Genomic DNA, 14994 nt, shown 5'->3' with positions numbered 1-14994 from the left:
CATTATGGGCACGTTCGGAGGTCCGCGGTCGTCGCTGTCCGCTGAGGATTTCGAGTCGGAAGGTCGTGGCATGGATCGATGGGAGCGCGAAGGCCTGCGCTCGGCCAACAGCGGCATGCGCAACCAGCTCGAACACCTCCTCGACTCCTTCGAACGTCAGCAGAGCCGGCTCGCCGATGTGTTCGGAGAACTGGAGAATGCTCGCACGCAGGCGAGTTCTCCCGACCAATCGGTAGAGGTGACCGTGGACGCCGCCGGCGTGCTGACGGACCTACGCCTCACGGCCGCGGCGATGCGCCAGACACCGGAGCAGTTGAGCAGGGCCATCGTGGAGGTCACCCGGGCCGCGGCGCACCGGGCGAAGCAGCACGCCGAGGAGCTCGCCGCACCCCTCGACGACGACTTCGACGACCTGCCCGACCTGCCCGATATCTCGCCGGGCGCCCCCAGCCTCAACGAGATTCGCGCCTTCTTCCGCAGGGACAACGAAGGTTCCCCGAGATAGTACGGGGCCGCGTAGTGCAGATGATGCTGCGTACCTGCCGACGACCGGAGAGGAACCTCCCGCCGGCGGAAGGGCATGGGATTCGGGTGCGACCGTACGATGGCGGCGGCAGTAGCGTTCCCGGAGCCGCTTGCCGGACACGCATCGATGAACGCGTGCCCACATGACGCTGCGTTTGCCGGCCTGGCTCCCCCCGGTCGTAGTGATGTGTGTCGCCGGGCACTTCCCGCTGGGCGACGAGGACGCGGAACGACGCGCCGCCGATGCCTGGTCGGATAAGGCCGAATGGTGCCGTGAGCAGGCTGAATATCACGAAGCCAAGGCGAAGCCGCCCGAGGGCTCACACGGCGAGACCGTCACCGCGATCGCCGACAAGCACCGGCGCACGGCCGAGCGCTTCCGGCAGCAGGCCACCAATTGCGACAGCCTCGCCAGGCAGCTCTACGAGAGCGCCAACGCCACCGAGCTGCAGAAGATGGTCATCATCAGCATGGCCGTGATCCTGGCCCTCCAGCTGGCCCGGTGCGCACTGATGTTCGCGGCCGGTGGTCCGATCCAGGCCGCCATTGCACAGATGGCGACCCGGACCGCGGCGCAGCGCGCGTGGATGAGGTTCGTGGCGTTCCTTTCCGGACGCGGTGCGGAACTGGCCGCGGAACGCGGCTCGATGGTGCTGCTGCGCAACGGAGTCGTGATGGGAGTAGCGCTGGGCGGCGGCACCCAAGCCGGCGCCCAGGCGATCCAGGTCGCCAAGGGCGACCGCGAACAGATCGATTGGAAATCCGTCGGCGTGGCAACGGCCGCCGGCGGTGTGGGTGGCGCACTCGGCATGCTGTTCGGACTCTGGGCAGGGCCGAAGGTCGCCGCCATCGGCGTGAACGCCAACAGCACCGCGGGGCGGGTGGCCCTGCAGCTCGCCGGCACCACCATGGTCGGCGCCGGAGCCGGAGCCGTCGGCGCTCTCGGCGGCACCGCCGTCTCGCTTGTGCTGTCCGACCAGCCGTTCAGCCGCAAGGCCTTCACCGAGGGCCTGATCCCCGGTATGGGTAGCGGATTCATCGGCGCGGCAGCCTTCGCGGCACAGGGGATGCGCAGCCGGGCGCCACTTCCCGACACGACTGCCGACCCCGCTGCCGCACCGGAGGTCACCACGGCCGAACCGTCGCCTGGTTCGCTCGTCGACGCACTGCGCTCGCATGGCATCGTCACCGCCGACTTCGATCCGAACAACCCCTCCCACACTCATCAGCAACAACAGATCGACAATCTTGTGGCGCTGCTGCGCCAAGCTGGGCCAACTGCGGACGCGCCAGCCCGTCCCGCACTCCCATTGAACAATGCCGACTGGCAGCCCGCCAATGTGCCGAATGTGTCGCCCGACAACCTCAACCCGGTCAAGTCTGTCAAGCCCCCCTCCGACGCCGTTGCCACACCTGCGGATCCGGCCCCCGCAGGGACAACGCCGAAAGCGGACGGAGGCAATCAACCGCTCGATGTGTCGCCGCCGAAAGAGTACAAGCCGCGTCCGGAGCAGCCGTTCTCCGTGCCGAACAACAGCATGGACTGGGAAGCGCCCGCAGGCATGCCCGGCGCCCTGATCGACAACGTCAATCCCGTCAAGACCGTCACCTACCCCGCGGCCGCCATCGCGTCCACCGTCAACCCGGTCGGCGTGCCGAGCATCGGGACGGATCCGACATCGGCGGAGGCGCCCGGGTCACGGAACGCTCCCGCCGCACGACCGGATTCCGAAACCGTCGGTGCCGCTGAAGCTCCTGTCGACGGGGAACTGCCTCCAGCACCGCACGACTCGAATAACAGCACCGGCGAGAACGCGGGCACAGCACGGCAGACCACCGAACATGATCACCCCGCGGCCGGGCCCGAGCACTCGGTGCGGCCACACCCCACGGATACCGGCGAAGGCAGTGCTCGACCGGCAGATGTCGCGCCCGGGTCGGCTCACGGCAACCGGGTCGGCTCCGAGGAAACGCCGGCGGTACCGCATTCGCCGGAGCACGCCGCGGTGCCGGACAACGCCGCCGCCACGGCCCGACCGCATCCCGGCGGCCGGGACACGGCGGGCGAGGGGCAGGCCGGGCGAGGCCGCGCCGTCGCGGATGCCCGAAGCGACGATCCGGCGGGCGAGCGGCCGGCCGGGCGAGGCCGCGCCGTCGCGGATGCACGAGGCGACGATCCGGCGGCCGGGCCGTCGTCATCGGCACGGCAACGAGGTGCCGCAGCGGATGAGGAAGCCGGTCCGCGCCCCGTCACGGCAGACCCGCACGACGCATCAGCGCAACAGAGCCCGGCCGTGCCTGCGACCGAGGGCCAAGGGGCGCCCCGGGTTGCCGACGGAGCCACCGACCCCGAACCGGCCGTGCCCGAGCTGGTACCGGCGGCGGCGCACAAGGAATCGGCCGACGGCCTGTCTTCGGACCACGACGTGTCCCCGAGTATGACGGTCACCATCGACCAGTCGCCTGCTCCACAACGCGGTGACTCCGGTCCGCGCTCCCCCGGCGGAGACAGGTTCGTGGACGCGGGCGGGCAGCAGCGGCAGACCGCGCAGCCGTTGGGCGGCCCGGCGCGACCGGCCGCAGGCGCCCAGCCCGGCACACCCGCTGCCGGTTCGCCCGCTGCTGCCGGAGGCAATCGGCCGCCACGTGTGTCCGCCCCGAAGGCTGCCGCCGCGGAGCGCCCTCCCGCCGTCGAACCGGTCGAAGGAGCGCGCGGGCAGGCCGAGGACGGCCATACCCCGTCCGGGTCGGCGACCGCCCACGGCCCCGACAATGACAGCCGGAACACACCGCCCGCGTCCGCCGAACCGGAGTCGGAGCACGGTCGCACGGCCGACGGCACCACAGGCGATGAGACCGCGCGAGGCACGCATCCGGATGAATCGAACGCACCGGAGCACGCACGCGCCGACGACAGCGCGGATGGGCAACAGGCCAAGAGTCATCCCGATGCAGACGAGGCGGGACCATCGCAACCGAAGCCCGATGAGTCCGACACCAGCGGAGACGATGTTCCCGGCGGTCGTGCGGGCGACGATGGTGCGAGTGAGCAGCAAGCACCGCCCACCGCTCGCGAGGAAGACCCCGCCGCGGACGCGCGTGCGAGGGCGAGAGCCGAGGTAGAGCAGCGTAATGCGGCCGAGCGGCAGCAGAACGAGCTGGTGCGCGAACACCACCGGCAGCGTGTCGAAGCCGCGGCCGAGCGCGAGCGGGCCACCCATGCCGAGCTGCAGCGGCAGGAGGAGGCCGTGCGGGTGGCGCAGCAGCATGAGCGGGCCACCCGCGTCGGCTTCGGCGACAAGATACGCGATCTGTTCGGGTCGGGCACGGCGGAGGATCGGGTGGCCGTCGAAGCCGCGCGGGCCGCTCAGGAACAACTCCGCCAGGCTCAGGCGAAGTTGGCCGAGTGCCGGGATGCGTACGAGGCGGCGGTAGCCCAGCATGACGCCGCAGCCCAGGCCAGAGCCCGTGACCTCGTCGAAATCTCGGACAACGCGGGTGTTTCGCTGATGAGCGACTACGAGGCCGGGGTGCTCACCGATCGCGACGCCGTGTTCGACGTGGTTGCCCAGGAGCGGGTACGCGCGGCCCTGGATGCCGGTCGCGCGATCGGGGAGTTGCGGAAGCCGGGCAGTACGGCCGACGGTACGAGCCCGTTGGCACACGCATCACCGGAGTCGTTGGCCGACACCATGGTGCGGGGGTCGAGGGAGGAGCGCGTCGCGGCGATGACGGAATGGATTCGCCGGGGTGACGACCGGCATCGTCTGGTGCGTGAGACACAGGCCGCGGCGTTCCTGCTGCTCGAGCACGGTCCGGTCGATATGAAGACCGGTGAGGGCAAGACCATCGTCATGGTGATGAAGAAGGTGTCCGACGCCATCGATCACGGCACCGCACATGCATGGACCAGTAGTGATCTGCTCGCCGGTGAGCTGGCCGCTGAGTTGCATGCATTCGTGGCGCGGCCGGAGTCGGACACCGGGATCGATGTGGTCCGGATGGATCAGGACGGTCCGCTGCCGGATCCGGTACCCGGCCGTAGCCGGATCGTCGTGGGCACCAAAGAGGACTACCTGTTCCGCGCGTTGAAGGTCGCGGATTCGATGATGAACGAGCTCGCGGCCAGTGGCATGTCGCCCCAAGAGGTGACGGCACTGCGGGACTTCCTCAACACGAAGCCGTCGATCGATCTGATCAAGGAGAGGCTGGATACCGCGGCATCCGATCACGGCCTGGACCTCCGGTACGACCCGTTCCCGGCGGGCAAGCTCACCATCGACGAATTCGACACCATCTTCGACGGCAATTCCGAATGCGTACTTTCCCCCGGGGCGGCGCAGGAGGCCCCACCCGAGGTGCGCGCCGAACTACAGGGGATCTGGGATCGGCTGACGACAGCAGAGCGCGAACACGGCTTGACGGCAGCGGATTTCAAGAGGCCGGAGAACACCCGGGGAATGTGGGCCGCGGAAACGACCCCGGCCGCGGTCGCCAAGCTGGAGAGGGTGGCGGGTGGACCGGTCACCGCCTCGGAGCTGAAGCTGTATGCCGATGCCGCCAACGCCCGCTGGGGGCTGGAGAAGGGCACGCACTACATCACCCGGGCGGACGAAGGCGAGGGCGCGAAGATCGGCATCCTCGCGCACGAAACCAACGACAAGGCGATGTGGGACAGGACGAAGTCGACCGAGGTGCGCTGGCAGGACGTCGGTCAGTTCGTCGACCTCAAGGAAGGGCTGCCGGTCCGGGCGAATCAGGAACATTCGCTGCGCATGTCGGATCAGCAGTTGATCGGCAGCAAATTGCTGTTCGATCCGTCTGGTCTGTCGGGGACCATGAAGGGCGTCGAGGGCATCACCTACGACCTGTACGGCGTGGGGCCGGTGCCGGAGCTTCCGACTTTCTATACATCGCAGCGGGTCGTGGAACCGCCGAAATTCTACGAGAACACGCATGCGAAACTCACGCAGCTGGCCCGTGACATCGTGCGGGATGCCCATGTGGTCGACGGGGAGCAAACGGGCCGTGCGCAGTGGGTCGTGTGCATGGACAACGGCGAAATCCGGGGCGACCCGGATGCCGGGCGGATCGGACTGATCGACCTGCTCCGCACGGCGGCGAAGGAAGAACACGGCGCGGAATTCGAGCTGAAGTTCGAGGTGGTCGATGCGGAATTCTACGCCGAGCACGGCGGTAGCAATGCCGACGCCGAGGCCCTGGTCAGGCAGAAGATCGAGGAATTCGGGGACAAGGGCACCATCTATATCACCAACAAGGACGGAGGCCGCGGCGCCGACCCGACGCCGTCGCAGGAGGTGATCGATCTCGGCGGTGTCGACGTCAAGGTCAGCGGCGGGCCGTCGTACTCCGAGCGGGTGAACGACCAGGTCGATGGTCGTGGCGCCCGTGGCGGATCCGGCGACGACCGGGAGCACGGCGGCACCCCGGGTTCGGCGGTGCATTACGTCTCCCCCGAGGACTTTCTGGGCCGGGTCACCGACCACGGCGTCACACAGCAGATCGTCCAGTACACAGAAGCCGTCCAGGCCCACCGGGCCGCCCAGGAACAGCACGAGGCCCTCAACACCGAGGCGACGCGCATCGAACTCAACAGGACTGAAACGGCGTTGCGAAACGCCGAGTCCGACCTGTGGAAGCATGCCGTCCCTGCAATGAAGGACGCTGTCGAGCAGAATCAGCTCGCCTCCAAGTACGCGAGCGCCAACCAAGCCAACGCCCCACCCGCGGACGCACCTGGCACCGCGACCCAGCAACCCCAGCACCCCCCTCCCCGATCTGCGGGGACCGCGGCTCCGCATGCGACCGGTTCACATGCGACCTCGCACGCCCCTGCCGCCACCCACAACGGCACCCCCGTCCCGACCGCCGCAGGCCTCGCCGCCGGGGCAGCATCCAACCTGGCTTCCGGTAACCCACCGGTCGCAGCCAACCTGCGTGACGAGCACGGCGACAGCACCCTCCGCCACCTCCTGCAGGTGCTGGACGCACCCGGCGGACAGGCGGCCGCACCGTTGCTGCCGGTGGCGCAGGCCGTCCGCGACGCGGCACTCGATCAGGTCGAGTCCCAAGGGATCCCCATCGGTACCGACGTCGCCGACCACGTGCGCGAGACCGCACGAAATCTGTTGCACGCCAGCCTGGATCAGCTCGATCCTGCACAGCGGCAACTCGTCACCGACGCCGGGACGCTGCTGCAGCAAGGACGCCGGCTCGAAGACGCGCACACCGCGGCCGTCGCCCAGTTGGTCGCGCAGGTGCCGACCGCCCAGCCCGTCCTCGCGGCCCCGGTGGGTACCACCGTCCCGTTCGACCAGCTGCCTCCCGGCGACCGCACCGAGACACTGCAGCGGGCGCAGCAGGGCGACCGGTCCGCCGCACAGGTGCTGGACCGCCATTTCGGCCCCGCCACCGCCCAGGCCATGTGTGCCGTACTCAGCGGGGATGCGGAGCACGACACCCCACCCGCGCGGATCCAACTCCTGGCGCACGCCGTCGCCCGGGCCACGCTCGGCGCCGCCGACGCCGGTGGCTGGCAAGTCCCCCCGGGCGTCGACATCGGCGACTGGTTGCTCAGCCAAGCGCGAAATATGTGGCTCGACAGCCTCAATAACCTGAATCCCGCCGTACGCCGACTCGTCAACGAAGCGCTCGATCCCAGAACCCGCGGCGACGACCTCACCGACGCTCAGGTCGCCCTGTTCGGGTGGGTCGCGCAGGAGATCGCAGTAGAGGCGACCGACCCGACCGCCCGGCAACGGCAACCCTCGGCCGAGAACCGCGACCTTGCGAACTCCGCGAGGACGGCCGAGGCCGATCGAAAAACCAAGCAGGCCATCGCCCGGCAGTTGTTCAAGAGGTTCGGCATCGAGGTGCTCGGACTGGACAAGCCGGAGATCTCCGTCGACACGGCTCTGTCGATCAGGAACGCGATAGTCGACGGTTTCGCGGCTGGACAGGAGATCAAGCTCGACGTCGTACTGGTCGCCCCCATGGTCGGCAATACCGGTGCCTGTATCTGGACTCCCGAAGGCATCGAGAAGGACGCCCCGACCTTCATGGTGCTGAACGAGAACCTCTTCGGTGACCCGGAGAGATTCCGGAACACCATGCGGAAGGCGGTGCAGGCAGGCCACCTGATGGCCCCGACCGGCGATCCAGCATACGACGCCGTCAGTCACGAGATGGGCCATCTGCAGGATCGAGCCGCACGGAAGGGGCTCTACGACAAAAAGCCGATTGCCCATCTACGAGACGGAGCCGTCCAGGGGAAGGACTACGAAGACTCCAAAGAGGCACGAGCATTCGGATTCCTGTACACGCATTTCGCTGAGTTCAAAAAGGCCGGCATGCTGCCACCGGACCTCGATTTCGACGATTGGCTGGGGCAGCTCGATTCGTACAGCAGCAGCAGGAAGAAGTCCACAGAAGAAGATCGCCTGTACAAGGCCTTCGTATCGTGGACGAATCAATTCGAGAGTCGGGCGGCTTTCGACAAATGGCTGCAACGAGTCGGAATCTCACGGGTTACCGGTCCGCTGCGCCGGGTTTTCGACGAGCAAACAGAAGAAGCCGATCGAGCGGGCTGGGTCGATATGAGACTCGTATACGACGCTTGGCAGCAGCAGCTCGATCCCCACACTCGCAGACAAATACTCACCGGCGAATTCGAACAAGCCCATCCCGATCCGGACGCGGCGACGAAGAGGGACGAACTGGGCACTTACGAACCCCGGCTGGGCGACCTCAAAGTGTTCAATCCGGCAGAAGCACTGGCCGAGGCGAACAATGCGTTCGGCAGGACCGCACCGGCCGATCGCACACATCCCGCCTACGTGCTGCAAGCCCTGCTTCGAGACATCCCGTATTTCCAGGTGTTGCGGGAAGCCGAGCAGCGCAATGCCCTGGTGCAGGCGGACTATCGCGGTCCGGTCCCGGCTGCGTCCGAGTCCGGCACGAGCATCGCCTCGAACGGCCCGGCGGCATCCCTGGCCGCGAGATGGCGCGCCATGTCCCCCACCGCCCGCGCCGAGTACGCGGAACAGCAGATCGCATACTTGAACCCCGACACCGGGTTCGTGCTCGACGAGTTGGCCCGGCTCCAGGCGGAGCACCGCGCCGCGGTCGCATCGACCCGGGATCGCACCGCGCAAACACCGGAAGTTCATGCGCAGCAAGAAGGTTCATCACGCACCGCACCCGGACGCCCTGACGGCAGGTCGGCGTTCCCACCGGAGTTCTGGCAGCAGCACAGTCAGTCCCATGCGCGGGCAGCTGCCCCGGCCCCGATCGACCTCGGCGATGCGCAACCGGACCCGACGCAATTTGAACCCGTGCCTCGCTCGGTCCAGGCGTCGAGGCGTGCTGCATTCGACAGCTTCCGGCGGCAGATCTTGGCGATCTACGTCGCCGGCCCGTCGACCGAACGGAGCGATGCGGTAGCCCGCGCCCTGGCCGATGCCGACCCCGAGGATCTGCGGCGTGCTCTCCGCGAGGCCGGACTCGACCCGACCCAGCAGCGGGTACTCCGCCAGTTCTGGCCGGGCCAGTCGGACCGAACGGCCGCAGCGGTGCTACCGGCTCCCGGCGAGGACATGGACCCTCTGCTGTGGGCTCCGATTCGCAAATTCGCCTCGGCGATCGCTCGCGTCCGGGCATCCGGGAAATCTCCCGCACAGGCGGTTACGGAACCAGATCGGACCGAATCCGACGCTCCGATACCCGACAGAGGCGGGCTGACCCCCCGGGAGCTCGAGGTGTTGCGCCTGAGTGCGCGCGGCCTGTCGTACCCCGAGATCGGCCCTCTGATGGGAATCTCGCACAAAACCGTCCAGAGCTATGCCCGACATGCCTGCGCCAAACTCCGCTGCCCGAGTTTGATTCCCGCGGTCCTCGCGGCGGATCGGGAGGGCTGGCTCGGCGACCCATCCGGCCCACCTACCGATGTCGAGTTCTCCCCGGACGATATCGCCATCCTCCAGCTGGCGGCGAACGGCCTGGGCAATCGCGAGATCGCTACCGAGCTGGCGACGACGCGGTATCGAGTGCGGACGTTCATGGCCGCGCTCCCCGGCCGGTTGGGTGTCGAGGGCAGGCTGCCCGGTCTGCTGGCGGCACAGCGGCAGGGGGCGTTCCAGCCTGGCGATCCCCACTCCGCGGCAACGCGGAGGCACGTCGACCTGTCCCCCCGCGAACGCGAGGTTCTCGACCTGGTCGCGGCCGGTCTCACCGATCAGGCGATCGGTGACCAGCTGGGAGTCACGGCATCTACGGCACGGGGGTATCGGGGCCAAATACAGGCCAAGTTGGGCACCTCGGATCACGAGGAACTCGCAGCCCGGGCGCGTAGCCTCCAGTCGCCTCACGCAGAGGCGCGGACCGTCGAAGTGAGCGAAGTCGAGGCGCTCCTCCTCCACCTGGTCACCAAGGGAGCGCCATCCGAGGCCCTCGCAACCGCACTCGGCATGTCGCAGAGCCGGTTGGATCCCTTGCTGGTGCAACTGGCCGACAAGATCGGTACGCGCGGCAGGATCCGGGTGTCGGCGCAGCGAGGAGAACCGTCATCGCAGCGCGAGCGGCTCGAAGCGCTCGCCGAGTCGCTGCCGGGCACGAGCCGTGATCCGGCAGCGGTGTCCTGGGCCACTGTGCACGCCTTCCGATCTCGGATCGCCACCCACCCGTCCGGACTGAATGGGCGTGAACCCGAGGTGCTGCGGCTGGCCGCACAGGGTCTGTCACTCAAAGCGATCGCTCGCACGTTGGGCGGATCGCACGCCACCGTGATCAACGAACTCGACAGCATCGCGGTGAAGCTCGGAACCCCCGATCGGGGCGTGCTCCTGATGGCGGCGCAGCGGGCATGGTCGGCTGACCATCCGGAACCGATACCCGAACCAACTGCCGACGTCGGTCTGACACCGCAGGAGACCAGTGTCCTGCGCCTGGTGGCCCGGCGGTTCACGAACCCGGCTATTTCGGCAGAGCTGGGCATCTCGGTGCCGTTGGTCAAGTACATCCGGCGCGGCCTGCGTACCAAACTCGGTATCGACGACACCGCCGGGCTGGTCGCCTGGGCAGTGCACAGCGGTATCGCCGCCGAGGATCCCGCGGAGGCCCCGGACCCGGAGTTGCAGGCGCGCGTCACGGACGCGCTGCGGCGGGCAACGGCGACGGATACCGACAACGACCGAGACGAGTCGGCGCCCGACTCCCAGGAGGCCTCGACCCTCCCCACCGACATCGACAGATCCCGCGGGGCACAATCGGCCCGGCCCGCCCAAGCGGCCTCGGACCCGGCCCAGACCGCGCTGGCCGAGCACTTCGGGCTGCCACCCGGTGCGGTGACGCGGGGAGCGGTACGCCTGGCACTCGCCCTCGTCGCGGAACAGACACAGGCCATGCCCACCGCCGTGACCGGCATCGACGGTCAGGCGCTGAGCCGATGGATCCGGTCCCAGCTCGAACTGCACGCGGATCAGGAAGCGGCCACTCACGAGCGCGCGCTTGCCGAGCTGGAGCGGCGCGACGGCGAAGAACCCGGTCTCCGGGATGCGGCCGAGCCTGAGGCTGATCCCCTGGACCAGAACGGTTTCGACAACCGGCGCCGGGCCCTCGACCAAGACTTGCGGGCACTGCTGGGACTGCAAGACCTGAGCCCACCCCAGCCGATGACGACGGGCGAGGTGCTGGCCGAGCTGTACTGGCTCACGAGCCTGACGGACTCGCCGGAGCTGGAACACCTTGTGGCCGCGAGTGAGACCTTCCTGTGTGCCACTCTCGAACCGCTGGCGGCAGCCCCGCTGGACGCGGTCCAGATCCACACGCTGCGCAACCAGCTGGCGCAGCAGGTGGGCGTCGCCGACGACGAACTGACCCGCACGCACGCCGAAGCGCTGGCCGCCGACGAGACCGTTGCGCCACAGACGCGCCGCCTGGCGGAGCGCTACCTCACCCTGCGCCGGATCGAAGCGGTGCGGAAACCCATGCGGGCCGATATCGCCCGGCTCGCGGGTGTGAGCGAGGCGTACGTCAGCAGCGTTTTCAACGGACGGTTCGGCCCGAAGAAGCCGTGGCACGGCGAGACTACGCAACGCGTCCTGGCCGCGGCGCACCGGTTGGGTGTACCGCCGGACCGCGCGGACATCGCGGCCCTCACCGATCCGAACTTCGTGACGCGTCGTGTTCGCCCGGCGCGCTGGATCGGCGACGAGTTCGTCCCCGCGCGGATCAAGCCGCAGCCATCTCGCGAGACGTTGGCCGAAGCAGCGGGCGCGGCCAAGGCCACGGTCCGTGATGCGGTGAAAGGGACGGGCACCAGCGAGAACATGGGGCTGGTACGTGCGGCGGCCGACGAGATAGGGTTCTGGTATCACCCGGACGGGCCGATGGGAACTGTCGACGCGGTCGCGCTGTCGGCCGGCGACCATGAGACGACATCCGGCACCCGCATCGATCCTGTCGCGATCGACCTCGGCGAGTCCGACGAGCTGGACACCGTTCTGCAACGCGCGCGGCAAGGGGACGCGACGGCGTTCGACGAGCTGCGCGAGCGATACGGCCGGGCCGCACTCCGGGAAGTGCTTGCCCGGCTAGGGGTTCCAGCCTCGCCGACCGCCCGCGACTTGCGGCCGCTCCTGCAGGTGGCACAGGAGCTCAACCGCATGGCATTTCGGATCGCGGAGGCGCACCGATGGCGTGCCGATGCGGGCACGAATCCCGGCGAATGGCTGCACAGCATCGCGGGAGGCCTGGTAGACGGCTGGTTCGGGATGAATGCCACGCAGCGCAAACACGTCACCGAGGCGGTGGACGCAATGCGTCGTGGTGCAGCGATCAGCGTGGTGCAAAGAGGTGCGCTCAACAGATTGGTCGACGCCGGGGAGCAGGTGATAACAGACGCCGAAACGCCCGCGACCGACTCGTCACAGCAGACGGATAGTGGGCTCACCAACCGTCAGTTCACGGTGCTCCAGTTGATGGCCGCGGATATGACGAGCCCGGAGATCGCGGCGGAGCTGGGATTGTCCCCCGGGACCGTGAGCATCTACGCGACCCAGGTTCGCCAGAAACTCGGTGCCCGTACCCGGGCGGAAGCGGTGTACATCGCACTGAGCACAGGCATCCTCCCCGTCGGTCCCCGCGCCGACGGAGAGACACCCGGTCGCGAAGATCTCCAGCTGACCAGTCGCGAAATCCACGTACTCGGGCGGATCACGAACGGAGACACCAGCGACGACATCGCTCAAGACCTCGAGATCTCTCCGAGAAGCGTGGACCAGTTGGTGGGTCGAGCCGGCCGGAAACTGGGCGCACGCAACCGTCCTGGAATCGTGGCTGCCGCCGTAAGAATCGGCGACCTCCCGCTCGCCGACCCTACCGACGCCGTCCCGGGCACCGGACGAATATGGCTGGCCGATTACGAAACCAACGTGGTCATTCGGGTCGCGAACGGTGAGACCAGCAAGGACATCGCGCAGGCGCTGGGCCTGTCCTCGCTCATCGTGGACGACTACCTGATGCGGGTCTGCCGAAAACTCCGCGTGCACAATCGGGCGGCGATGATAGCCGTCGCCATCCGCTCCGAGCTCTTTCCTCGCACGGACAGGGCTGTGGAAGTGCCCGAGTTGGCCACCGCCGAAATCGACTTGCTCACCCGCATCGCACACGGCGATACGAACGCCGATATCGCGAAGGACCTCGACATGTCCTCGAGCGCTGTGGACAAGGCTTTCACCCGTATCCGCGAGAAACTCGGCACCCGCAACCGGCCGCAGACGGTAGCCGTCGCCATCCACGCCGGTATTTTGCCCGGCACCGACAAGGTCGGAGAAGCTGCCGCAACCGGTCCTACCGAGTCAGCCTCGTCGCCGTCGGTGTCGAACGCGGAGCTGCAGCCGACACCCCCCATACCCGACACCGCCCCGCCCGCAACCTCGGCAGATCTGCGGGATCAATACGGGCTCGACACCTTCCGGTACGTGCTGTCTCTGCTCGGAGTACCGACGGTGGCAGGCGGTACACGAAGCCCACGGCAGGCGCGCGCCGTGCAGTTGGCTTTGGAGATCAATGACGAGGTATTCCGATTCTCGGAGACGAACCGGGACGGCGATATCGCCCACCGATTGCTGGAAACCGCGCGAAAACTAGTGGAACACAGATGGTTCCACCCGCTCCGCGCCGAGATTCTTGCAGTAATGCGCACCGATGGCATCGCCGAATCGGATCCTCGGTACCGTCGGATTGCCGGCCTGAGCGTCACCGAGCTGCGGCGGAACCTCGACCAGGCCGAACACAACCGACGTTCGAAGTTTCTGGAGGCAGCGGACAGCATCCGCCACGGCGGAGGCATCCGATCGTTGTCGCGCCTGGAGAAGAACGTTCTGCTGCGAGTCGCGGACGCGCCACACGGAGCCGACGGCTCGACGCTCCCGGATGCCCCGGCAGCCACCGTCACCAGACCATCGCGTACCGATACGGCACCCCATGTACCTTCCACGGGCGTCAACCGATCATTCTCCGACACAGAGAATCTCGAGCTGTCCGATCGCGAAATCGCCGTACTCACCCTCGTGGCGAAGGGCCATCCCCATCGCGAGATCACAACGCTGCTGTCACTGTCGCGCCGCGAGATCGAGACCGCCATGCGTTCGATCGCGGCGAAACTGGGCACCAATCAATGGGCGGAAATGTTGGAGGTGGCGCGACGCAGAGGGGTTGATCTGAATGTCGGCAGCCCGGCGAGCTCCCAGCGCAACCAGTACGGGAACGATGCCGCTGCCCGATCCGGCACCGACGCACCCGACGTGCCGCAGATCCACCTCGGCAACATCACCGATCAACCACCGAACCCTCCCGCGGACACCGACAGCCAGCACCCGCCCACGCCCGGCAACCCAATCGACCCTGTCGCGATCGACCTCGACGAAACCGACACGACGAACCCCGCAACACCGGAACCACCGCGCACCGGACTGACCACCCGCCAGCAGCAGATACTCGCACTGGTCGACGCCGGCCTGACGAACCACGAAATCGCCACCGCCCTCCACATATCGAAGCGGACCGTGGAAAAGCATCTCGACAACGTCCGCAAGCTGTACGGGTCCGGTTCCCGCGCCCGGCTTGCCGCCGTCGCCGAGAAGGAAGGCGCCCTTCCCCGCGCCGGGGATTCCGCAGAGCAGCACAACTGGACCGCACAGGGCCGGGACGAAAAGCATTCGGAGGGACCGAGAGCGAACCCGCCCGCACCGACAGCCCGCCAACTGGACATACTGGCGCTGGTAGCCGCCGGCCGAACGACTCGGGAGATCGCGGCGATCCTCGGCATCACGGGGGAGACCGTGAAAGCCCACCTGGCCAATGCCCGCGAGGTGTATGGTCGTGGTTCACGCGCCCAGCTCGCCGCAATTGCCGCAAAGAATGGTGACCTTCCGTGGGTCGCTCTCTATA

At 67.8% G+C, this 14994-nt stretch carries 2 protein-coding genes; both read left to right on the top strand.

Annotated features, from left to right (window positions below; translation table 11 throughout):
• The first annotated feature begins 70 nt into the window (after nucleotides 1-70).
• Nucleotides 71-505, top strand: coding sequence for a YbaB/EbfC family nucleoid-associated protein (locus ON21_RS05115; protein WP_157170711.1), 435 nt, complete (start codon nucleotides 71-73; stop codon nucleotides 503-505).
• Between the two features lie 163 nt (nucleotides 506-668).
• On the top strand, nucleotides 669-14994 hold a 14326-nt coding region (locus tag ON21_RS05110), incomplete at its 3' end, for a LuxR C-terminal-related transcriptional regulator (protein WP_039796184.1).

The sequence above is a fragment of the Nocardia araoensis NBRC 100135 genome (genome assembly GCF_000308435.1).
In the GTDB taxonomy this organism is placed as follows: domain Bacteria; phylum Actinomycetota; class Actinomycetes; order Mycobacteriales; family Mycobacteriaceae; genus Nocardia; species Nocardia araoensis.
Note: the sequence above shows the minus strand (reverse complement) of the source record. Positions and strands in the feature narration are given on the sequence as shown.